25 protein-coding genes are annotated in these 22518 nt (G+C 62.6%); 4 read left to right on the top strand and 21 right to left on the bottom strand.

Features of this window, described 5'->3' with window-relative positions; genetic code table 11:
• Window positions 1-15 precede the first annotated feature (15 nt).
• The 9 genes from CUV01_RS08245 to CUV01_RS08205 form a co-directional block, all read right to left on the bottom strand.
• On the bottom strand, window positions 16-693 hold the full coding sequence (locus CUV01_RS08245; protein WP_157994813.1) for a rhomboid family intramembrane serine protease: 678 nt from the start codon (window positions 691-693) through the stop codon (window positions 16-18).
• Window positions 680-901 (bottom strand): Trm112 family protein, encoded by a 222-nt coding sequence (locus tag CUV01_RS08240; protein WP_101460051.1) that lies wholly within the window; start codon window positions 899-901, stop codon window positions 680-682. Before CUV01_RS08240 ends, CUV01_RS08245 begins: the two co-directional genes overlap by 14 nt.
• Window positions 898-1527, bottom strand: coding sequence for an LON peptidase substrate-binding domain-containing protein (locus CUV01_RS08235; protein WP_101460050.1), 630 nt, complete (start codon window positions 1525-1527; stop codon window positions 898-900). The genes CUV01_RS08240 and CUV01_RS08235 overlap by 4 nt, the downstream gene beginning before the upstream one ends.
• A complete protein-coding gene (gene trxA, locus CUV01_RS08230; RefSeq protein WP_101460049.1) occupies window positions 1527-2438 on the bottom strand; it encodes a thioredoxin in 912 nt (303 codons plus the stop codon). The genes CUV01_RS08235 and trxA overlap by 1 nt, the downstream gene beginning before the upstream one ends.
• A 61-nt stretch (window positions 2439-2499) precedes the next feature.
• Window positions 2500-2781: a hypothetical protein gene (locus tag CUV01_RS08225; protein WP_157994812.1), complete on the bottom strand. Its 282-nt coding sequence runs from the start codon at window positions 2779-2781 to the stop codon at window positions 2500-2502.
• Complete coding sequence (locus CUV01_RS08220; RefSeq protein WP_101461955.1) at window positions 2771-3817, bottom strand: hypothetical protein; 1047 nt, start codon at window positions 3815-3817, stop codon at window positions 2771-2773. Before CUV01_RS08220 ends, CUV01_RS08225 begins: the two co-directional genes overlap by 11 nt.
• Window positions 3814-4206, bottom strand: a complete 393-nt coding sequence (locus tag CUV01_RS08215; RefSeq protein WP_101460047.1) for a DUF4383 domain-containing protein — start codon at window positions 4204-4206, stop codon at window positions 3814-3816. Before CUV01_RS08215 ends, CUV01_RS08220 begins: the two co-directional genes overlap by 4 nt.
• Entirely contained in the window at window positions 4203-5684 is a 1482-nt protein-coding gene (locus CUV01_RS08210) for an FAD-binding oxidoreductase (RefSeq protein ID WP_101460046.1), read from the bottom strand. Before CUV01_RS08210 ends, CUV01_RS08215 begins: the two co-directional genes overlap by 4 nt.
• Before the next feature lie 2 nt (window positions 5685-5686).
• Window positions 5687-6472, bottom strand: a complete 786-nt coding sequence (locus CUV01_RS08205; RefSeq protein ID WP_101460045.1) for an exodeoxyribonuclease III — start codon at window positions 6470-6472, stop codon at window positions 5687-5689.
• A 113-nt stretch (window positions 6473-6585) separates the two neighbouring features.
• On the opposite strand from CUV01_RS08205, the gene CUV01_RS08200 reads away from it, so the two are divergent.
• Entirely contained in the window at window positions 6586-7563 is a 978-nt protein-coding gene (locus CUV01_RS08200; RefSeq protein WP_101460044.1) for a glutathione S-transferase family protein, read from the top strand.
• 96 nt (window positions 7564-7659) lie between these two features.
• Here CUV01_RS08200 and CUV01_RS08195 read toward each other — a convergent pair whose 3' ends face one another.
• The 4 genes from CUV01_RS08195 to CUV01_RS08180 all read right to left on the bottom strand — a co-directional run bounded on the left by CUV01_RS08195 (window position 7660) and on the right by CUV01_RS08180 (window position 11567).
• Window positions 7660-8406 (bottom strand): nucleotidyltransferase domain-containing protein, encoded by a 747-nt coding sequence (locus CUV01_RS08195; RefSeq protein WP_157994811.1) that lies wholly within the window; start codon window positions 8404-8406, stop codon window positions 7660-7662.
• Window positions 8407-8734: 328 nt separating this feature from the next.
• The gene (locus CUV01_RS08190) at window positions 8735-9208 is read right to left on the bottom strand and encodes a GNAT family N-acetyltransferase (protein WP_101460042.1); all 474 of its coding nucleotides are present in this window, start codon (window positions 9206-9208) and stop codon (window positions 8735-8737) included.
• A 24-nt stretch (window positions 9209-9232) separates the two neighbouring features.
• Window positions 9233-10450 (bottom strand): Hint domain-containing protein, encoded by a 1218-nt coding sequence (locus tag CUV01_RS20040; protein ID WP_232962630.1) that lies wholly within the window; start codon window positions 10448-10450, stop codon window positions 9233-9235.
• A gap of 145 nt (window positions 10451-10595) precedes the next feature.
• Entirely contained in the window at window positions 10596-11567 is a 972-nt protein-coding gene (locus tag CUV01_RS08180; RefSeq protein ID WP_101460041.1) for a GlxA family transcriptional regulator, read from the bottom strand.
• A gap of 126 nt (window positions 11568-11693) precedes the next feature.
• On the opposite strand from CUV01_RS08180, the gene CUV01_RS08175 reads away from it, so the two are divergent.
• The gene (locus tag CUV01_RS08175) at window positions 11694-13106 is read left to right on the top strand and encodes a class II 3-deoxy-7-phosphoheptulonate synthase (RefSeq protein WP_101460040.1); all 1413 of its coding nucleotides are present in this window, start codon (window positions 11694-11696) and stop codon (window positions 13104-13106) included.
• A gap of 94 nt (window positions 13107-13200) precedes the next feature.
• Here the strand turns inward: CUV01_RS08175 and mazG are convergent, their stop codons facing one another.
• Window positions 13201-14013 (bottom strand): nucleoside triphosphate pyrophosphohydrolase, encoded by an 813-nt coding sequence (gene mazG, locus CUV01_RS08170; protein ID WP_101460039.1) that lies wholly within the window; start codon window positions 14011-14013, stop codon window positions 13201-13203.
• A gap of 67 nt (window positions 14014-14080) precedes the next feature.
• On the opposite strand from mazG, the gene CUV01_RS08165 reads away from it, so the two are divergent.
• Window positions 14081-15256, top strand: coding sequence for a M20 aminoacylase family protein (locus tag CUV01_RS08165; protein ID WP_101460038.1), 1176 nt, complete (start codon window positions 14081-14083; stop codon window positions 15254-15256).
• Between the two features lie 44 nt (window positions 15257-15300).
• Here the strand turns inward: CUV01_RS08165 and CUV01_RS08160 are convergent, their stop codons facing one another.
• Window positions 15301-15837 carry a peroxiredoxin-like family protein gene (locus CUV01_RS08160; protein WP_101461953.1) on the bottom strand — a complete coding sequence of 179 codons (537 nt, stop codon included), beginning with the start codon at window positions 15835-15837 and terminating at the stop codon, window positions 15301-15303.
• 87 nt (window positions 15838-15924) lie between these two features.
• Between CUV01_RS08160 and CUV01_RS08155 the strand changes: the two genes are divergently transcribed.
• On the top strand, window positions 15925-16656 hold the full coding sequence (locus CUV01_RS08155) for a helix-turn-helix transcriptional regulator (protein ID WP_198731898.1): 732 nt from the start codon (window positions 15925-15927) through the stop codon (window positions 16654-16656).
• Window positions 16657-16713: 57 nt separating this feature from the next.
• On the opposite strand, the gene CUV01_RS08150 is transcribed toward CUV01_RS08155, so the two are convergent.
• From CUV01_RS08150 to ugpB, 6 genes are all read right to left on the bottom strand, one after another.
• Complete coding sequence (locus CUV01_RS08150; RefSeq protein WP_101460036.1) at window positions 16714-17001, bottom strand: protealysin inhibitor emfourin; 288 nt, start codon at window positions 16999-17001, stop codon at window positions 16714-16716.
• A 94-nt stretch (window positions 17002-17095) separates the two neighbouring features.
• On the bottom strand, window positions 17096-18202 hold the full coding sequence (locus tag CUV01_RS08145; protein WP_101461952.1) for a M4 family metallopeptidase: 1107 nt from the start codon (window positions 18200-18202) through the stop codon (window positions 17096-17098).
• 138 nt (window positions 18203-18340) lie between these two features.
• Window positions 18341-19348, bottom strand: coding sequence for a sn-glycerol-3-phosphate import ATP-binding protein UgpC (locus CUV01_RS08140; RefSeq protein WP_101460035.1), 1008 nt, complete (start codon window positions 19346-19348; stop codon window positions 18341-18343).
• A 2-nt stretch (window positions 19349-19350) separates the two neighbouring features.
• Complete coding sequence (gene ugpE / locus CUV01_RS08135; protein WP_101460034.1) at window positions 19351-20199, bottom strand: sn-glycerol-3-phosphate ABC transporter permease UgpE; 849 nt, start codon at window positions 20197-20199, stop codon at window positions 19351-19353.
• Window positions 20199-21077, bottom strand: a complete 879-nt coding sequence (ugpA, locus tag CUV01_RS08130) for a sn-glycerol-3-phosphate ABC transporter permease UgpA (protein WP_101460033.1) — start codon at window positions 21075-21077, stop codon at window positions 20199-20201. Before ugpA ends, ugpE begins: the two co-directional genes overlap by 1 nt.
• Window positions 21078-21137: 60 nt before the next feature.
• Window positions 21138-22451 (bottom strand): sn-glycerol-3-phosphate ABC transporter substrate-binding protein UgpB, encoded by a 1314-nt coding sequence (gene ugpB, locus CUV01_RS08125; RefSeq protein ID WP_101460032.1) that lies wholly within the window; start codon window positions 22449-22451, stop codon window positions 21138-21140.
• Between the last annotated feature and the right edge of the window lie 67 nt (window positions 22452-22518).

Below are 22518 nucleotides of genomic sequence, written 5' to 3'. Positions count from 1 at the left end.
GGCTTGGCCGGCGTCTCAGCGCCGGCCCTTCGCCAACCGGCTCTGACGCCGCAGGTTCAGCAACAGCCCCAGCACGACGCCCGCAATCGCACCGCCCAGATGCGCCTGCCAGGCAATGTTGGGCACCAGAAACATCAGGCCCAGGTTCAGCGCGACGATATTGGCCACCGCGCGCCATAGCGGCCCCATCGGCTGCCCCATTTCCCGGCGCCGCGCCGCAACCACGACGACCAGCGCACCGGCCAGCCCAAAGATCGCGCCCGATGCGCCGACCATCGGCCCCGCTTCAGGCGACATCAGCGCAAACAGCCCCGCCGCCGCCACCTGCGACACCACATAGACCATCGCCATCGGCCCCGATCCGATCAACCGCGTCAATTCGCGTGCCACCACCGCCAGCGAAACCATGTTCATCGCCAGATGCAGCACACCGCCATGCAGCAGGCCATAGGTCACGACCATCAGCAGCGGCTGCCCGGCATAGACAGGCAACAGCGAGCCGTTGACCAGTTGCGACCAGAACGCGCCATAGACCGTCGCGATCTGCCGCGCCTCGGGCATCCCGGTCACGGTCAGCAGGATGATGATCGCCTCGACCGCGCAGCACACCGCAATCAGCGCGACCACCCAAAGCGGCAATTGCCGCCAAGAGGCCGGTGCCCCCATCCGGGGCTGCGTCTCAGCCCTGTCCACTCTCATCGGCCTTCAGCTGACGCGCCTCATCGACCAGCATGATCGGGATCCCCTGCCGGATCGGAAAGGCCAGACCTGCCGCGCGCGATACCAGTTCCTGCCGGGCGGCGTCGTAATGCAGCACCGCATGGGTCACCGGACAGACCAGCGCCTCCAGCATATGGCGGTCAAAGCCCGGCTCTGGCGGGGTCGGGGACTCATCGGTCATTGCAGTCTTTCCTCGTTTTCGCTGCCGACGCGCAGCGCATATTCGATCAACCCGTCCAGCAATTCGCGCCGCTCGGCCAGTGTCGGCGCCTCCAGCAGCGCCTGCTTTTCCTTGGGCTCCAACGGCAGCAGCATCGACAGCGAATTGATCAGCGTCTCGGTTTCCGCATCGGCGGCGCTGTCCCAATCGGTCGACAAGTCGTGCTCGTCCATATAGCGCCGCAGATTGGCCAGGAACGGCTCGCGCTGAAACTGCTCATCGATCTCGGTCTTGCCGGTGTCGCGGGTGAATTCCTTCCAATCCACCTGCCCGATCAGATAGGGCTGAAAGCCCTCGACCACCTCGCCCAGACGAAAGCGCGACACCGCCTGCAACTGGATCAGCATCCGCCCGGTCTCGGTCTCGTTAAAGGCCACCACACGCCCGGCGCAGCCAATCGCCGTCAGGCCGTCCCCTTCGGGCTGGATCATCCCGATCATCCGATGCCCGCTTTTCAGCACATCCTCCAGCATCTGCAGATAGCGCGGCTCGAATATCTGCAAGGGCAGACGCGCACGCGGCAACAGCAGCGCGCCCGGCAACGGAAACAGCGCAATCCGGTCAGGCAGCGGATGAGGGACCCGCATCAAGCGAAGATCATCGAGGACAGCTTGCGACGCCCCTTCTGCACCAGAGGGTCATTGGGCTTGAGGCTGTCGAAGATGGTGAACAACTGCGCCCTCGCGGCACCGTCATTCCACTCACGGTCGCGCCGGAAACTGTCCAGCAGCACCTCGATCGCCTGCTCGACATCCCCCGAGGCATGCAGCGCCTGCGCATAGTCCAGCCGCGCCTGCTGATCGGCAGGGTCGGCATCGACCTTGGCCTGCAAATCGGCCAGCGGACCGGCATTGGCCGCCTGCTGCGCCAATTGCAACTGCGCCCGCGCCGCCTCGACCGGGCCGGATGTCGCCACCGCGTCGGGCACCTGCCCAAGGGCAGAGATCGCTGCGGCCTTGTCGCCCGCGGCCAGATGGGCGCGGATCAGCCCGCCCCAGGCCTCGGCGTTCTCAGTCTCCTCGGCCGCGATGGCCGCGAATGTCTCGGCGGCGTCAGCGGCCGCACCCTCTTCCAGCATCGCCTCGGCCGCGGCCAGCGCCTCGCCCAGCCCGCCATCATCGCCACTCATGGCGGCCAGCTTGTCCACAAAGCTCTTGATCTGGCTCTGCGGCACCGCACCCTGAAACGCATCGACCGGCTGGCCCTGAAAGAACGCAAACACCGTCGGGATCGACTGCACCTTGAGTTGCGAGGCGATCATCTGGTTTTCGTCGACATTCACCTTGGCCATGACCACGCGGCCCTTGTGACGCGCAACCTCGGCCTCAAGCTGGGGGCCAAGCGTCTTGCAGGGGCCGCACCACGGCGCCCAGAAATCGACGATGACCGGCACTTCCATGGATTTCTGGACGACCTCGTCCATAAAGGTCGCCTCTGTGACGTCCTTGATGAAATCGCCTGTGGCCGGTGCGGGGGTATCGGAACCTAGGGTCAGCATGATCTCTCTCGTCGCATGGGGTTGCCCCTTAGATAGGGGCATGGCCCCGTGGGTTGCAAGGTCAGGGCCGGGGATCGGGGATCATGCACAGGGGCAATCCGGCGGGCAAAACCAGCAGCCCCGCCCCGCTGCCATAGATTTCACCCGCGCTCACGCCGCTGACCGTGGCGGTAAAGCGCGCCGCATGCACCAGCCCCGCATCCGGCAGCCGCGCCAGCAGGTCCGATCGCGGCAGAATGACCAGCGCCGAGGGCGCCGCACCGGGGATGAACATCCCCCCGGCCAGGATCGCCAGCCAGCCCAGCACCACCAGCAGGGCAATGCCAAGCACCCTAGTAATCATGGATATGTTCCAGTTGCGCACCATCGCTTTCCAGTTCGCGCAGCCGGTCAGCCAGCGCGGGCACCTTGACCACGATCAGATGCCTGACCTGATCGCTGCCCTGCATCGCAAAGGTAAAGAGCGCGCCCAGATCGGCCGGCCCGTCACTGATCGCCGTCAGCAGGATATCATCATTGCCGGCAATCTCGGCGATCTCTCCGCCCTGAGCCGCGATGCGTTGCAGGACCCGCGTCAATTCGCGATAGCGCGGCGTTTCCACCTCTATTCCCTCAGGGCGCTGCTGGATGATGGTGACACCGGGAATGGCCGACAGCGCCTCGGGCGCAAGGCCCGTGACGATGGCGCGCAGCGTCAGCGCGTCCTGCCCGGTCGCCGCCACCGCATCTGCGATCACGCCGGCATAGGCCGCCTTGGCGCCATATTCCAAGCCCAGCGCCAAGCGCCGCTCGCGATCACGAAAGACACCGGTCGCGGTATCGCGCAGGGCCTGCGCATCGGCCCTGAAATCCCACTGATACCACGGCGTCTGCTGCAAAAAGGCGGCGTAATCGGCGGCCTGCTGCGCGGACAATTGGTCCAGCGGGCTGTGCCCCGGCCCCCGTATCCAAGTGGCCACGCGGCCCAGTGTTTCCTCATACAGCGCCTTCATCGCCAGTTCGGCGGTAAAGCTGACCCCGATCGTGTAAATGGTCATCTTGGATTCGGTGGTAAAGCCGCCATGCCGGTCCGCCATTTCCGTCAACGGACACAGCGAGGACCAGAACCCCGAAATCGCCTCGAAAAAGCCGAAATCATGCGGATCATCGGCGGCAATCACCCGCGCATAATCGGCATAGGCGTGAACGATGTGCCATTCGGGATAGGTGGTAAAGGTCCGGCTTTCGTCGCGTGTTTCGCTGACAATGGCGGTGTAATCCTGCGGCAGCGCCTCGCCCCGGCACATCACCTCGTTGCGGATCACCGGCAGCGCCAGCAGCAGCACCACGATCAGCGCCGCCAGCAGCAGCCGCTTGAACCAGCGCCACAGAAAGCTCATTTCCGCAGCCCGGCCCACAGGGCCACACCGCCCAGCAGGATATGCGGCGCATTGGCCATGATCTTGAAGGTGAACGGCAGGTCCAGCACGCCGTTATTGATGATCCCCAGATCCAGATAGCCCGATCCGACGGCCAGCCCCATCGCCCCGTCAGCCAGATACAGCGCCCCAAAGATCAGCAGGAAATTCCGCGCCGCACGCGCCGAGATCAGGGCCGCCGCCAGCGCCCACAACCCCGACCCCAGATGCAGCAGATCGTCGAACACATCCAGCGCAAAGATGCCGAATGCCAGCCCGTCCGGGTCGGTCAGGCCGGGGATATAATTGATCGCCGCCACCGCAAACAGGATGACGGCATAGACCAGCGCGACGCGTTGATAAAAACTCATAGCGGCTCCAGATAAGTGTCCCAAAGGGCGTTGCGCAGGGTCAGCCTCGGGTCAAGCTGGCGCTTGGCTGCGGCAAACCCGGCTGCGCGGGGGTAAATCGTGGCAAACTGTTCGACCGTCGCATGGGGGCGGTAAGGCAGGTAATAACTGCCCCCGATCCGGTCCATGCCGTCGATCATCTCGCGTGTCATGCGCGCCATGTCGGCCTCGGACCGGTCCGACATTTCCTGACTGAAGGACATGACGGCGGCAAGGCGCGGGGTCGGCGCATAGGCCAGCCAGCTATCCTTGTCAGCCGCGACATAGCGGATCGTGACGTTCAGCATCTCCTGATAGCTGGGCGGGATCGCCTGTTTGCAAACCGCGATGAAATCGGCCCAGCGATCCGCCGGGACGAAATATTCATGCAGGATATCGGTCCGCGTCGGATCACCGTCATCCAGCGTCACCACCGGCTCATTCATCAAGGAGTTGCGCGTCGATGTGCCGCCAAGGCGCGGGTTCAGGCTGGCCTCGGTCCACCAGCGCAGACGCTTGGCGGGCTCTCGGTACAGTTGCGCGCGGTAGATATGGGCCGCGACCCGCGACACCCAGCCCGAACCAGAGGCCGGCGGCAGGTCCGACTGATCCTCGTCGGGGCGATAGGCGATCATCAGCCCCTGATCCAGAAACTCCGCCCGCTGCACTGACAGCCGGCCATAGGCCATGCCCACCGCCGGATCATCCAGCGCGGCCAGAAACGCATCCGCCAGCCCCTCTCCCGGCATCCGCTCAAAGCCGGGCGTGATGCGCATGTTCGGCGCGGCCTCGACCTCCATCGTCAGGATCAACCCGATCAGGCCATAGCCGCCCATCGCCATGCCAAACAGATCCGCGTTTTCGTCGCGCGAACAGGTCACCACCTCGCCATCGGGCAGCATCATCGTCAGTCCGCGCACGGTCGATCCCATCGGCCCATGCGGCACCGGCCAGCCATGCGCATTGACGCTGAACGTCGCGGCCAGCCCGAAATCATTGTTCGACTGCATCACCTTGGGCGACATCCCCACCGGGTCCAGCGCGGCGATGATCTGCGACCAGCGCGCATTGCCCGGCGCCAGATAGGTCTGCGCGGCGCTGTCGATCTCGATTTGGCCATTGTCCCAGCCCAGCGCAGTGCCGTCGCGCGGCAGCGACTGCCCGCCCATCGAATGACGCGCGGCAGACAGACATAGCGGCCGGCCCGCCTGCCGCGCCTCGGCCAGTTCAGCGCGCAAACGGGCAATCAGCGCCTCGCCCGGATCTTCGCTCAGCACGATATGCTTGGCCACCGGCGTCGGCGACAGCAGCGAGGCATCGTTCAGCCACCCCGCAGGCGTCTCGCCGATCTGCGCCACGCCGTGCGATGTGTCATGCCACGGCGCCAGCCGGTTGGCGGCATAGGCACCGATGATCGCCCCGGTTCCCAGCAGCAGCGCGCGGCGCGTAAAACGGCCCATGGTTACAGATCAAAGCTGGCGAAAACGGGCACGTGGTCGCTGGGCTGCGTCCAGCCGCGCACCGGGCGCAAAACCCGGCTGCCATGCCCGGCACCCGCGATATCCGAGGTCGCCCAGATATGATCCAGCCGCCGCCCCTTGTCGGCCGCATCCCAATCCCGCGCGCGATAGGACCACCAGCTGTACAACTGCCCCGCGGGGATGTCCTGCCGCGTGATATCCACCCATTTGCCCGCATCCTGCGCCGCACCCAGATGCTCGACCTCGACCGGCGTATGGCTGACGATCTTCAGCAACTGCTTGTGCGACCAGACGTCATCCTCGCGCGGGGCAATGTTGAGATCGCCCACCAAAATCGACCGCTCGGGCCGCTCGGCGTGAAACACGTCGCGCATCTCGGTCAGGAAATCCAGCTTTTGCCCGAATTTCAGGTTCTGCTCGCGGTCGGGAATATCACCCCCCGCCGGCACATAGAAATTATGGATCACCACGCCGTTTTCCAGCCGCGCCGCCACATGCCGCGCATGGCCCATCGCGGCGTAGTCCCGATCTCCCGCATCCTCGATCGGCAGGCGCGACAGGATCGCCACGCCGTTGTAACCCTTTTGCCCGCGCGCCACGACATGGCGGTAACCCAGATCGGCGAAACTCTGAACCGGCATCTTTTCGACCGGCGATTTGATCTCTTGCAGGCACAGGATGTCGGGGGCCTCGTCCGCCAGCAACCGGCACACCAGCGCCTCGCGCAGCCGGACCGAGTTGATGTTCCAAGTGGCAATCGTGAACATACGCGCTTCCTTCCTGTCAGACGGCGCGAGGTAACGCGATGCAACCGGCATTGACAAGCCCGCCCGGGGCGGGTCGGCTGGCACGGGCAACAGCAGAGACGAGGAAGCAGCAGATGGGTCAGCTTGTCGATGGGATCTGGCACGACGAATGGTACGACACCAAATCCACCGGAGGCGCGTTCAAACGCGACACCTCGCGCTTTCGCAACTGGGTGACGGCGGATGGCGCGGCGGGCCCGACGGGTCAGGGCGGTTTCAAGGCCCAGACCGGGCGCTATCACCTCTATGTCTCGCTGGCCTGCCCCTGGGCGCATCGCACGCTGATCTTTCGCGCGCTGAAAGGGCTGACACCGCATATCGACGTCTCGACCGTGCATCCCGACATGATGTCGGACGGCTGGAGCTTCGACACCGACTTCCCCGGCGCCACCGGCGACACCCTGTTCGGATCAGCCTTCCTGCGCGACATCTACCTGCGCAGCGAACCCGAATGCAGCGGCCGGGTCACGGTGCCGATCCTGTGGGACAAGCAAACCGACCAGATCGTGTCCAACGAAAGCGCCGACATCATCCGCATGTTCAACAGCGCCTTCAACGACCTGACCGGCAATGATGACGACAACTACCCCGCAACCCTGCGCGACCGCATCGACGCGCTGAACGACCGCATCTATGACACGGTCAATAACGGCGTCTACAAATCCGGCTTTGCCACCAGCCAAAAGGCCTATGACGAGGCGGTCCACCCGCTCTTTGACAGCCTCGACTGGATCGAAGGCATCCTGTCGGAAAACCGCTACCTCGCAGGTGACCGGATCACCGAGGCCGACTGGCGCCTGTTCACCACCGCCGCCCGCTTCGACCCGGTCTATCACACCCATTTCAAATGCAACCGAGCCTGGCTGCGCGAATACCCCAACCTCTGGGGCTGGACACGAGAGCTGTACCAATGGCCCGGCGTCGCCCAAACCGTCGACTTCGCCCACATCGTGCGGCACTATCACTACAGCCACCCCACGATTAACCCCAACCGCATCATCCCGATCAACCCGGTGATCGACTGGGACAAGCCGCATGGGCGGGGCGGCTGAGGGACCCTGGCTTTCGCAGGCCAAGCGGCGCGGAAGGCCGCTTTGAGGCCATTTTGAGCGATGCTGCGTTGAGTACGAATGGCGGCTAACACGCCATCACGCGTTAGGAATACGCCACTCTTTTGGTGCATCGCGGATATAGCCGTCAAAAAGAAAGCCTCCATCCGGTTCCAAAACGTCTTCGCAAAGTCGAATGACAGCTGCGGCATCGTCGCTTGTGAATGCTGTCTCGAAAGCCTGTGCGAAACGATTGTGGAACTCGGGATCAACGCTCATGAGCCTTCTAGGAATGCTCTTGCCTTTAGCCGACCATTGACTTTGCGACCGGAGGAAATGATCTGCGATGGCCGAGTATAGATTTGAGACGACGATACGAAGCTCAGCTCTGTTGCGAGGCTCGCGGATATCTTCAACCATATCGCTGATTGCATATCGTGAGTTTTCGCGTTCTTTCTGACCCCATATGATCGGGCCTTCTGCCAAAACTCGGGATGCTAGGTCTTTCATACGACTGCCGAATTTGGTTTCGCAGGATAGCTCAATGCCTTCGCTGACCATGTTGGGCAGAGATGGCACTCCCGACGGACGGTCCACCTCCCGAAAGAAGTATTCCAGAGTTTGCGGATCGTGAATGAAGGCTTCAACGGGCCAGCCCTCGAAAACAAAAGATTGTCTTTTGGCGCTATCAACGCGTTCAAAGACCACGACCAAGTCAAGGTCAGAATAAGCTGTTGCGTCACCTCGAACCACCGAACCCGCGAGCATGAAGGTGCTTGCATCCCGGAAAAACTGGGCACGAATTTTCTCTGCTGCGGACAAAGCCGCTGAAAGCTTCTGGCTCACTACAAACTCCTGGCCGGTACAGCGCAACCGTGCGTCTCATTGGACTTTGTAAGACCATTGCCGGTCGGTTGCGACCTTTTCGTGGTGGCCATGAAAGCAGCCATTGGCGCAGCTGCAGCGAATTCACACTTCGTCCGCAAAGCGGACCCTGGATGCAACACTACCGCGCGCTGCCTGTGTACGCCCTGTGTACAGGTTGTGCGCGGTCTGTGTACGGGCTGTGCGGCCTCAAACCCAGCGTTTGCAGGCTGTTTTCAATTCCGGCTGAAATCACCCGTTGCGCAACGCGCGCCTCAGCGGCGCGCTGGTGCAAGGGGCAGTGTGCGCGCTACAGATCGCGGCCGAAATAGATCGCCCCGGGGAGCGGGTTGTTGTAATAGGGTGCGATCGGTTGAAACCCGAGCCTGTCGTACAATTTCACGGCCGCGCCCATATAATCCAGCGTGTCCAGTACGATACGGCGATAGCCTGCCGCCCGCGCGCGCTCCATGATCGCCTCGCCCAGGGCGCGGCCCTGACCTTGCCCCCGTGCGGCGATGTCCAGATACATGCGCTTTAGCTCGCAACGGCCTTGTCCCAGATCGCGGAACGCCGCGCAGCCCACCGGCTGGCCGTCGCTGTCGCGCAGCACCAGCAGCGCCCCGCTCGGAGGCGCGTATTCCCCCGGCAAAGCCTTGATTTCACTTTCAAATCCCTGAAACCCGATATCGACGCCCAGCCAGTCGGCATAGTCGCGCATCATGCGAATGACATCGCCCTCATCGGCGGGAAATTCAGCGTCATCGATGGTGAAACTGCTCATGCGCGGCAGGCTAATCCGGCCCGATCAAACAGACAATAGTCTTTGTCCCGCCATGGTTTTGTCCGCATCGAACAGATGTTTGCGGTTCTTGCCGTGGCGCATCGCCAGCCTGCGCCCCTCGCGCCCATCCAGCAACCGACGGCGGGATGGGGGCCGAAATTCAGCCGTTTTCAGTTCGGGAAACAACGCCATGATCTCGCGCCGCGCCGCCGCGGGCAGTCCCTTCATCGCCTGTGGACCCAGATACAGACTTTCGGTCCACGCCCCTTCCGAACACAGGATCTGATGGTGGTCCAGCAGCAGGTGATGGTATCCAACCCCATGCGGCGGCGTCATGACCTCGATGCCCGGCAGCGTGACCAGATGCTTGGCCGCGACCAGTATTTCGTAAACGCCAAACATGCGCTGCACGATCGGTGATCTGACCAGCACGCGATGCTGCGGTGACAGCACCAGATCACGCTTGGGGTGCCCCGGCCCAAGGCTGTTCGCGGCAATGCGGATCGGGCGCAGGTTCGGTTGCTGGTCCAGCCGCCGGGCATTGACATGAACGTGACCGGCCCATCTCAGGACCTGCGGCCCTTCGTCTCGCGTGGTCACCAGATCGCCGGCCTGCAGCGTTTCGACCCGGCGCAGACCGCCGGGCGTGGCGATCAGCGTGCCGGTGGCAAAGCAATCGACCGACTGATAGTCGATCGCAAAATCGGCGCTGTTGTAGTCTTTGTAATCCTTGAAGAAATAGGTTTTCATTGGGTCGAAGGGCTGAGGGTCCAGGGCCACGCCATCATCGGTCGTATAGGGCACTGGAATGATCATCACCGAAAACCGGCCGCCCATGATATCGCCAAAGGCGCTGCTGCCAACCAGGCGAGGAAAGGCGACCTCGTAGGCTGCGACGACAACGTCATCCTCGATCTGCAGCATCAGCCCCGAGAAGTCATAGCCGACCTGGGTGCCGGCGGCGAAAGTCTGGGTATGGCCGGTCTGGCCGGTCTGCAACACCAGATCCTCAGACAGCACCTGATTGGCATCGACCCCGCCCGCATAGCTTTTGCTGGCGTAGATGCCGTCCAGTTCGGTGTCGTCATCGCTGACATGCATGGTGGTGACCTCGACATGATCGAGGTTCAATGGCTGTGTTCGCGGGCTGGCCGCAAAAGGGGTCTGTCGTTCGTTCAGCCCGCCACTGGTTTTCACCGGCGCTTGCGCTTTCAGCGTCAGAATCGTGATCTGCTGTTCCATCCGCGCGTCCCGCCTGACTGGCGCCATGCGCCGCTTGCCCAGTGGCGCGGGCCGTCTGCGAACCCGAGCCAGAAACAGCGTTAACCAATAAGTGTTAACAGCGGGTTAACCGGATTTCCGTGGGTCGGCGGGGCAGGTCGGGCATCTACGCGCTGCCGGTGCCCCGCTCGCGGTAAGGCGTGCTGCCATAGCGCGCCCGGTAGCATTTCGAAAAATGCGAAGGGCTGGAAAAGCCCGAGGCCAGTGCCACCTCGATCATCGACATCTGCGTTTGCATCAGCAGATTGCGCGCCCGCGCCAGCCGGGTTTCCATATAGTACCGCTTGGGGCTGCGGTTCAGGTATCGGCGGAACAGCCGTTCAAGCTGGCGGGTCGACATGCCGGCATCGGCGGCCAGTTGCGCGGGGCTGATCGGTTCCTCCAGATTGGATTCCATCCGCGCGATCACTTCGGCCAGACGCGGATGGCGCACGCCGATGCGGGTGGGGATCGACAGACGCTGATCGTCCTGATCGCTGCGGATCGTCGTGTGCAGCATCTGGTCGGCGATTTCGGCCACCAGGGCATCGCCGTGATCCTGCGCGATCAGGTGCAGCATCAGGTCGATGGAGGACGTGCCGCCCGCCGCCGTGATCCGGTTGCCGTCATTGACAAAGACCGAGCGGTAAAGATCGACCTGCGGAAAGGCCTCGGCGAAACCGTCATGGTTTTCCCAGTGGATCGTCGCGCGCCGCCCGTCCAGCATGCCGGCCTCGGCCAGCACCCACGCGCCGGTGCAAACAGCACCGATCATCGCGCCGCTGCGCTCTTGCTTGCGCAGCCAGTTGAGCACCGGTTTCGAGGCCGCTTTCTGGACATCGATGCCGCCGCAGACGATCACCACGGCGTCGCTGCGGGACGGGCCGGGCAGGTCCTCCAGCCCGCCATCCAGCGCGATTCGTACGCCATTGGAACAGGTGGCGACGTCGCCGTCAGGACCTATCAGCCGCCAGTCATATAGTCTGTGCCCCACAGCACGGTTGGCCAGCCGCATCGCCTCGATCGCGCCTGCGAACGGCAAAAGCGTAAAGCGATCAGTCAGTAGGAAAGTATAGGGCCGTGGTTTCGCGTTGGTCATGCGAGTGCATTCTTATCGTTTCGGCTTGACTATCCACGCTATTGCAGCCGCCGCAAGAGGCAAGGCTTTTCCTCGACGTCAGTTCTCCATATATGGGGTGAACATAAACCCTTTGGAGTTCGTATCATGACGACGCAGGAAAATCGCACCGCCGTATCCGCCGCACAAGGTTGGGACAAGGCCGGCTGGCGCGCCTATCCCCGCGTCCAGATGCCGGACTATACCGATCAGGCCGCGCTGAACGCGGTCGAAGCGCAACTGACCAAATATCCGCCGCTGGTTTTTGCAGGCGAGGCCCGCCGCCTGCGGGACGAACTGGCTCAGGTTTCGCGCGGCGAGGCCTTTTTGTTGCAGGGCGGCGATTGCGCCGAAAGCTTTGCCGAATTCAGCGCCGACAATATCCGCGACACCTTCAAGGTGATGCTGCAAATGGCCGTCGTGCTGACCTGGGGCGCGCAACTGCCCGTGGTTAAGGTCGGTCGCATGGCCGGGCAATTCGCCAAGCCGCGCAGCGCGCCCACGGAAACCGTCGATGGCGTGGAACTGCCCAGCTATCGCGGTGATATCGTCAACGGCTTTGACTTCACTGCCGATGCGCGCATCCCTGATCCGCAGCGGATGCTTGCGGCCTATACGCAGGCCGCGGCCAGCCTGAACCTGCTGCGCGCGTTCAGCACCGGCGGCTATGCCGACATGCACCGCGTCCAAAGCTGGATCGCTGATTTCGTTGACGGTCCCGAGGCCTCGAAATACCGCGAAGTGGCCACACGGATTGCCGATACCATGGCCTTCATGCAGGCAGCCGGCGTGACCGGCGATACCGCGCATCAACTGTCCAAGGTCGATTTCTACACCAGCCACGAGGCGCTGTTGCTGGAATACGAAGAGGCAATGGCCCGCATCGACACCACCACCGGCATTCCCGTTGCGGGGTCGGGCCACATGATCTGGATCGGCGACCGCACCCGCCAGCCGGACGGCGCCCATGTAGAGTTTGCGCGCGGCGTTCAAAACCCCATCGGCCTGAAAACCGGCCCTTCGACCACGGCCGAGGATCTCAAGGTGCTGATGGCCAAGCTGAACCCGGAAAACGAGGCTGGCCGCCTGACCCTGATCGCGCGTTTCGGCGCCGGCAATGTCGGCGACCACCTGCCGCGTCTGATCCAGACCGTGCAGGAAGAGGGCGCCAATGTCGTCTGGTCCTGCGATCCGATGCACGGCAACGTCATCAAATCCTCGACCGGCTACAAGACGCGGCCCTTCGATTCGATCCTGCGCGAGGTGCGCGAATTCTTTGCCATCCACAAGGCCGAGGGCACCATCCCCGGCGGTGTGCATTTCGAAATGACCGGCAAGGACGTGACCGAATGCACCGGGGGCGTGCGCGCCGTGACCGATGAGGATCTGTCGGACCGCTATCACACCGCCTGCGATCCGCGCCTCAACGCCAGCCAGTCGCTGGAACTGGCATTCCTGGTGGCCGAAGAACTGCGCGACCGCCGCACCAACGGCGTTGCCGCACGGGCCAAGGCGGGCTGACCGCAGGGTTCAGGAACGCAGAAAGGCCGGACCTCATGGGCCGGCCTTTTTCATTCTGCCCTGACAGGTGTCGACCGGCGGACCGCGCCCCTGATCAGGCCCGGCCCTTTTCGACCCGCTTTGCCGCATCCCACAGCGCGTCCATTTCCGCCAGATCGCTGTCTTCGGCGCGGCGGCCCTCGGCGGCCAGCGCGGCCTCGATTGCCTGAAAACGGCGGGTGAATTTGGCGTTGGCCGCACGCAGTGACTGCTCGGGGTCGATCTGCAGATGCCGTGCCAGATTGGCCATGACGAACATCAGGTCGCCGAATTCCTCGTTCAGTGCCTCTGGGCCAAGGGTATCACGCGCCTCGACCAGTTCGGCTGCCTCCTCGGTGATCTTGTCCAGCACATCGGCCGCACACGGCCAGTCAAAGCCGACCCGCGCGGCACGGTTTTGCAGCTTGATGGCACGGGTCAGCGCGGGCAGCCCAAGCGCCACCCCGTCCAGCACGCCCTTTTCGGCCTTGCCGGCGCGTTCGGCAGCCTTGATCGTTTCCCAGTCCTTGACCTGTTGCTCGGCTGACTTGTCGCGCGACTCGTCGCCGTAGACATGCGGATGGCGCGCGACCAGCTTGTCGCTGATCCGACGCGCGACATCGGCAAAGTCGAACATCTCCTGTTCGTCCGCCATCTGTGCGTGAAACACCACCTGCAGCAGCAGATCGCCCAGTTCGCCGGGAAATTCATCCCATGCCGCGCGGTCGATGGCATCCGCGACCTCATGGGCCTCTTCGATCGTATAGGGCGCGATGGATGCGAAATCCTGCTCGATATCCCACGGGCAGCCGCTGTCGGGGTCGCGCAAATCGGCCATGATGCCAATCAGCCGCGCAATCTGGGCCTGTGCCTCTCTGGTGTCACGCATTGCATTCCCCCGTCATTCCTGCACCAATGCGCGCCAAGTGCCACAGCCTGAAAGCCAAGTCCACATCATGCCCGTCCTGAACCGCATCGCCGAATTCGGCCCCGACATGACCGCATGGCGGCGCCACCTGCACCAGCACCCGGAACTGGGTTTCGACTGCCACGAGACCGCGGCTTTCGTGGCCGCGCGTTTGCGGGAATTCGGGGTCGATGAGATCCACGAAGGCATCGGACGCACCGGCGTCGTCGCGATCATCAACGGGCAAGGTGCCGGGCCGACCATCGGGCTGCGCGCCGATATGGACGCGCTGCCGATGGATGAGGAAACGGGCGCGGACTGGACCTCTACAGTGCCGGGGCGGATGCATGCCTGCGGCCATGACGGGCACACCACCATGCTGCTGGGGGCCGCGCGCTATCTGGCCGAGACCCGCAATTTCGCCGGCCGCGTCGCCCTGATCTTTCAGCCGGCCGAAGAGGATGGCGGCGGCGGCAACGCCATGGTGCAGGACGGCATGATGGACCAGTTCGACATCGCCCGTGTCTTTGCGCTGCATAACAATCCGGGGCAGAGCGCGGGGACGTTTCAGACGACGCCCGGCCCGATCATGGCCTCGGTCGACAATTTCCACATCAATCTGCGCGGGCGCGGTGGCCACGCCGCCATGCCGCACCTGACCGCCGATCCGGTCGTTGCTGCCGTGGCTATCGTCAGTGCGATCCAGACCATTTCAAGCCGCAACCATTATGCGATGGACGATCTGGTCATTTCCGTCACCCAGATCCACACCGGCAGCGCCGACAATATCGTGCCTGAAACCGCCTATATCTGCGGCACCGTGCGCTGTTTTTCGGATGAGGTGCGCCAGATGGTGCAGCGCCGCTTGCAGCAGATCTGCGACGGGCAGGCAGCGGCCTATGATATTCAGATCCAGCTGGACTACGAACGCGGCTATCCCGCGACCGTGAATGATATCGACCAGACCAGCTTTGCCGTGCAAACCGCGCAAGACATCGCGGGCGAAGATGGCGTGATCGGCGATGGCGGGCGCGAGATGGGGGCCGAGGATTTCAGCTATATGCTGGAAACACGACCGGGCTGCTATCTGTTCATCGGGCAGGGCGAAAGCGCGGGCGTGCACAACACAGCCTATGATTTCAATGACGAGATCGCGCCGGTGGGGGCCAGCTTTTTCGCGCGGCTGGTCGAACGGGCGCAACCCGCCAAGGCCGCTGCCGGTTAGGCGTGCTGCGGGCCGGCTGAACCGGCCCGCGATCGGTTTCCGGGTCAGACTTCGCCGGTGAATTCGCCGCGTGCCGGGTAATCATTGGCGGTGGTGAAATCCAGCGCACCCATGAAATCGGCGAAATGCGGACGCACGAATGGCATCGTCTGGACCGAACCATAATACAGCGTCTGATCTTCGCGCAGGATGAACACGCCCGGTTCGGAAAACAGTTCTGGCTCTTCGATCCCGATCGAGGTCTTGCCGCGTCCTGCCGACAGATACAGCCCCCATTCACGCGCTTGCTGCAGGCTCAGATCATAGGCGATGCGCAGCTGGCTTGCCTTGATCTTCTCGGCCATCGCAGCCGCGCGATCGGCGCCGTCGGTGCTGATGGCAATGGTGCCAAAGCCGCGCTCGGCGAATTTCGGGGTCTGACGTTCCAACTCGGTCAGATAGGTCGCGCAGATGGGGCAATGCAGCCCACGGTAAAAGCAGACCACGGTGCCGCGCTGGCTGGTCTCGGTCGCCAGATCAAACGCGCCATTGGCGACGGTAGGCAGGGCCAGCGCAGGGGTTTTCTGACGGGGGATAAGCATATCGATTTCCTTCAAATGTTGTTGTCGGGTGTCGATATCAGCCTTATAAGCGGAATAGATCCGAAAGAACCGACTGAAAGGATTTTCATGGGCCTGGACCGACTGACGGCGCTGCTGGACCGGATGCGGCTTGGCGTGCATGCCGTGCCTGCCGATCAGGCCAATCTTGCGGCGGTCGAGGATGCCTCGGGCCGGATCGAGATCTGTTTGCAGCCCCGCGAAATCGGGATCGTGCCTGATACATCGGGGCGGATCCTGTTCAGCCTGTCGGTGGATTTCGGCAGCGAATACAGCCCTTTGTTGAATGCCATGCCGGCGCTGGTCTCAGAGACGGCTCAGCCAGACAGTGACACAGGCCATCTGACCGCGCTGCTGGCGCATGAATATCGCGACGGTCGCTGCGGCGGCCCTGCCGTGATGGCGCGCTTGGGTGAGGTTCTGGTCGTCTGGATCCTGCGCCGCCAGATCGAACGCGGAACCGCTGCCCCGGGACTGTTCGGCGGTCTGGCGCATCCGCGCATCAGTCATGCGCTGGTTGCGATGCATGACGCGCCCGAACGCGGCTGGCGCAGCACTGATCTGGCCGAGCGGGCCGGGCTGTCGCACAGCCATTTCAAGCAGCTTTTCGGGGAAACCGTGGGCGTGTCGCCAATGACCTATCTGCGGCGCTGGCGCATGATTCTGGCGCGCGGAGAACTGCAAAAGGGCGCGCGGGTCGAACGGGTGGCGCGGCAATTCGGCTATGGCGCGCCGGATGCGTTTTCACGCGCCTATCGTCGGGAATTCGGGGTGCTGCCCGGCAGCGAGGCGCGGGTCTAGGCCGGCAGGCGCAGCGTGTGGGCCGTGATCCTACGGCTCTGCGGCCACGGGTCCGGGTTACATCGCGTCGATCAGATCCAGCATCTCGGCCGGCAGTTGATCCTCCGGGATGGTATAGACATGCGCGCCGTCCTGACGATCGGTCACGGTGATGCGGTAGACCATGCCATCCGCGCGCCGCGCATTCGGGGTCAGCGCGGCCAATTGGCGCAGATCCTGTGGTTCGAACATCTCGCAGATTTCCTGACGGACCGAAGGGGCCTGTTGATCCACGTCGATCCGTTTGTTCAGCCCAGCAGCAGCAAGCCCACCAAAGCCACCGCTGGAGGAAATTTCAATGATCATGGCGATGCATCCAGCCGTTATCGTTGCGCAACTCATCACGCAAAAGATAAGGGCTGATGCCGATTCCGGCAAGTTCGCTGAAAGGACAGGATGCTCAGGTGGGCAGACCGACCAGCTTCCAGGCCCGTCGCAGCATGGTCACTTCGAGGCTGCCGATGCCGTAAAGCTCGATGGCCGCCGCGACCGTCTGGTCGGACCATTGGGCAAAGCTGGCCAGCGGATTGTTCAGTTCCTGTAGCGCGCGATACCAGATTTGCCCCGGTTTTTCCCAGGAATTGCTGCCCATATACATGCAGTACAGATAAAAGGCGTGGTTCGGGATGCCCGAATTGATATGCACCCCGCCATGATCGTCGCTGGTGGACAGGAAGTTGTCCATGTGAAAGGGCTGCGGGTCCTGACCCATCAAATCGTCGTGATAGGCCGTTCCGGGGGCCTTCATGCTGCGCAAACCCACGCCGTTGATGTCCGGACCCAGGATTTCGCCGCCGATGACCCAATCGGCCTGATAGACATCCTGGCCCTTGTGGCGCTGCAGCGCGATGGTGCCGAAAACATCCGCAATGCTTTCGTTCAGCGCGCCCGACTGATCCTGATAAACCAACCCGCCGGAATGCTGGATCACGCCATGGGTCATCTCATGGGCGATGACCGACAAATCGATGAAGGTGGTGAACAACTGACCGTCGCCATTGCCATAGGCCATCTGCTCGCCATCCCAGAAGGCGTTGTTATAGCGGCGCCGGTGATTGACCGTCGCGATCAGGGGCATGCCCTTGCCATCCAGCGAATCGCGATCGAACTCATCGCCGAACAGCGCAAAGACCTCGCCTGCCGCGTCATAGGCACGATCGGCATCCTCGATGCCGCAGGGGTCATCGCCTTCCTCGCGCACCAGTTTGCCGGGCAGTGTGGCCTTGTTCTGGCCGTCATGGATCTGTCGGTTGGGACTGTACCTCGAGGCTGCAACCGCACCTGCGGCGCGCGCCCTGACCGCGGCGGGCGACCCCTCGGGTGGTGGCGGCGTGACATGGCTGTGGTCCTGCCGTTCCTCGCGCAACTGTTCGCTTTGCTTCAGCAGACTGCGCGCCATCTCGGCCGTACGCTCGTCACCGCGCAGGGCAACGACCCGCAGAATATGCGGCGGCACGATACAGTTGATGGGGTGGTGGGAGGCGTGGGAACAGACCGAAAAGCACATGCGCATTATCCTCTCGCTTGGGAATAGAGGTTAACACATCGTCGGCCCGGAACAAAGGGGGAACATCAACCGCAGGCGGCAAAGTGTCCTCAAAAATCAACCTTGTGATCGTGCCGTGATCCGGGTGGATAAGCGCGTTCAGTCCAGCCGTTTGCCGCTTTCGGCGTCGAAACGGTGCAGCGCCTGCGGAGGGATCGTCAGGCGCAACGTCTCGCCCAGTTCTGCGTCCGATGGCATGGCCACGGTGAAATTCTCGCCGCCGACAAGCCCATGAACCAGGCGTTGCGCACCCAGTTCCTCGACCGCGCCGATATTCAGCTCGATCGGTCCGGCGGGGTCGATCTGCAGGTCTTCGGGGCGGATGCCCAACAGGCCGGCATGGGCACTGCCCGGTAGCTGTGGCACCGCACGCGATGAGATCAGGTTCATCGCAGGGCTGCCGATGAACCCCGCGACAAAGGCACTGGCGGGGCGTCGATAGACCTCCAGCGGCGTGCCGATCTGTTCGACCGTGCCCATATTCAGAACCACCAGACGGTCGGCCAGTGTCATTGCCTCCAACTGGTCATGGGTCACATACAGCGATGTCGTGCGCAGACGCTTTTGCAGTTCCTTGATTTCCAGCCGCATGGCAACGCGCAGTTTGGCGTCAAGGTTGGACAGCGGCTCGTCAAACAGAAAGGCGGCGGGTTCTCGCACGATGGCGCGGCCCATGGCGACACGCTGACGCTGGCCGCCGGACAGGGCGCGGGGTTTGCGCTCCAGGTAATCGCCGATCTGCAGGATGGCTGCGGCCTCGTTCACGCGGCGATCAATTTCCGCGCGTGGCGTGCGGCGGTTCTTTAGCCCGTATTCCAGGTTCTTCCTGACCGACATATGCGGATAGAGCGCATAGTTCTGAAACACCATGGCGATGTCGCGGTCGGCGGGTTCGACTTTGTTCACGACGCGGTCGCCGATCTTGACCGTGCCGTCGGTGATTTCCTCCAGCCCCGCGACCATGCGCAGCAGCGTGGATTTACCGCAGCCCGACGGGCCGACGAGCACGATGAACTCGCCGTCCGCGATGTCCAGATCAACGCCGCCGATGGCGCGGGTGCCGTCGGGATAGACCTTGCCGACATTGTCGAGGGTAATGGATGCCACGATTATTTCTCCGTCTCGACAAGGCCTTTGACAAACAGCCTTTGCATGAAGATCACCACCGCCACGGGCGGCAGCATTGCCAGCATCGCCGTCGCCATGACCAGATGCCATTGCGGCAGGCCGTCGACCGCATCGGCCATCCGCTTGATGCCCGCGACGATGGTGTAATATTGCGCGTCCGTCGTGATCAGCAGCGGCCACAGATACTGGTTCCAGCCATAGATGAACAGAATGACGAAAAGCGCCGCGATATTGGTGCGCGACAGCGGCAGCAGGATATCGCGAAAGAATTTCATCGGGCCAGCGCCGTCGATGCGTGCGGCCTCGGTCAGTTCATCCGGGATGGTCATAAAGACCTGTCGGAACAAAAATGTCGCCGTGGCCGACGCGATCAGCGGGATCGACAGGCCGGCATAGCTGTTCAACAGGCCCAGCCCTGCGACCACCTGAAAGGTCGGCACGATCCGCACTTCGACCGGCAGCATCAGGGTGATGAAGATGCACCAGAATGCCATATTGCGCAGCGGAAAGCGGAAATAGACGATGGCGAATGCCGACAGCACCGAGATGATGATCTTCCCGATCGCGATCGACAGCGCCATGATCATCGAGTTGAACATCATCCGCCCGACCGGCGGCGTGCCACTGGTCGACAGGCCGCTGTCCAGCATCCGGCTGTAGTTTTCGACCAGATGGGGCCCGGGCCACATCGGGATCGTGCCGGAACTGAAATCGGTTGCGGTATGGGTCGAGGCGACAAAGGCGATCCAGACAGGCAGGGCCACAATCGCCACGCCAAGGATCAGCACCAGATGCGCCAGAAAGTTCAGAACAGGCCGGTTCTCGATCATCAGTATTCGACCTTCTTCTCGACCCAACGGAACTGGATCACCGTCAGGATGATGACGATCCCCATCAGGATCACCGACTGCGCACCCGAACTGCCAAGGTTCTGGCCGACGAAGCCGTCGAAATAGACCTTGTAGACCAGGATATTGGTGGCCTGCGCCGGTCCGCCCTCGGTGGTGCTGTCGATCACGGCAAAGGTGTCGAACATGGCGTAGACGATGTTGACGACCAGCAGAAAGAAGGTCGTGGGCGACAGCAGCGGAAAGGTGATGGTGAAAAAGCGCTTTACCGGGCCGGCGCCGTCGATGGCTGCGGCCTCGCGCAGGGATGGCGGAATGGATTGCAGACCGGCGACGAAGAACAGAAAGTTATAGCTGATCTGCTTCCACGCGCTGGCGATCACCACCAGCAGCATCGCGTCGCCCTTGTCAGAGATGTGGTTCCAGTCATAGCCGAACCCCGACAGGATATAGGGCATGATCCCGATGGTCGGGTTGAAGATGAACCACCACAGGATACCGGCGACGGCAGGCGCCACCGCATAGGGCCAGACCAGCAGCGTCGTATAGATGCGCGTCGATTTGATCATCCGGTCGACCGCGATGGCCAGCAACAGCGCCGTGCCCATCGACATGATGGTGACCGAGACGGAAAACAGGGCCGTCACCTTGAGCGAGTTCATATATTCCGCGCTGTCAATCAGCCGCAGATAGTTCTCCATCCCGACAAAGGTGGATTTGATGCCAAAGGCGTCTTCGCGCAGGAAACTTTGCCAGACGGCCTGCGCGGCGGGCCAGATGAAAAAGATGAATGTGATGGCAAGCTGGGGGGCCAGCAATAGCCATGGCAACAGTTGGTTGCGAAAGATTGTGCGCTTCATCGCGGCCCCGGCAGGTGAAAGGACGGGGCCACAGCGAACTGCTTCGGCCCCGGTCCGGTGTTATTGGCTCTGTGCCTGGAACTCTTCGATCTGCGCATTTCCGCGCTCGACCAGACTGTCCAGCGCGCCCTGGGCATCCTTGGAACCGGCCATCAGCTGCTCGAATTCCTCGTCGATGATGCCGCGGATCTGGACATAGTTGCCAAAGCGCAGACCCTTGGAATTCTCGGTCGGCTCGTTCAGCGTGATCTCGTTCAGGCCCGTGTCAGCACCGGGGTTTTCGCTGAAATAGCCCGACATCTGATCGGCTGCTGCCTGAGTGATCGGCAGATAGCCCGAGAACGAGGCCCAGTCAGCCTGAACGTCGGCGCTGGCCATGTATTCAAAGAACTTCGCAGCACCCGCATATTCCTCGTCGGGGCGGCCCGACAGGACCCACAGCGTCGCGCCACCGATGATGGTGTTCTGCGGTGCGCCTTCGACATCGTCGTAATAGGGCAACTGGCCAAAGCCGACCTCGAAGTCGGTGGCATTGGCGATCACGCCTGCGCGGCTGGCCGAGCTGTTCATGATCATCGCACAGTCCTGCGAATAGAACATCGGCGGTGCGTTATCGCCGCCAACCGGGCCACCGTATTTGAAGATGCCTTCGTCAGCCCATTTCTTCAGATTGCCCCAATGCTTGACCTGCACCGGACCGTTCAGCGACAGCCGCGCATCCAGCCCGCCGAAACCGTTTTCCATCGTGCCGATCGGCTGGTTGTGCCATGCGCTGAAGTTTTCCGTCTGGATCCAGCTGACCCAACCGGTGGTAAAGCCGCAGTCAGCCGCGCCCGATTCCATGATCTTTTTCGAGAACTCTTCCATCTCGCCCCAGGTCTTGGGCGGGGTTTCCGGATCAAGACCGGCGGCTTCAAAGACGTTCTTGTTGTAATACAGAATCGGGGTCGAGCTGTTGAACGGCATCGACAGCATATTGCCATCGGTATCGGTGTAATAACCCACGACCTGCGGCAGGAAGGCGGCGGGATCGAAGCTCGCGCCCTGATCGGCCATCAACTGATAGACCGGGACGATTGCGCCCTCGGCGGCCATCATGGTGCCGGTGCCGACCTCGAAGACCTGCACGATGGCAGGCTGCTCATCGGCGCGGAACGCAGCAATCGCGGCGGTCATGGTTTCGGGATAGGTACCCTTGTAGGACGGCACGACCTTGTAATCGGACTGGCTGTCATTGAAGCCCTGAACGATTTCTTCCAGCTTGGCGCCCAGTTCGCCGCCCATGGCATGCCACCACTGGACCTCGGTCTGCGCATGCGCCGCCGTCACTGAAAGTGCCAGCGCCATGGCTGTGCCCGTGAACATTGCTTTCATCAGATTTTCCTCCTGTTGAGATTACTGACCTGTCGGCGATCTAGCGCCCCTCCGTGACAAGCCGGCA

The sequence above is a fragment of the Paracoccus tegillarcae genome (assembly GCF_002847305.1).
Lineage (GTDB): Bacteria > Pseudomonadota > Alphaproteobacteria > Rhodobacterales > Rhodobacteraceae > Paracoccus > Paracoccus tegillarcae.
Note: the sequence above shows the minus strand (reverse complement) of the source record. Positions and strands in the feature narration are given on the sequence as shown.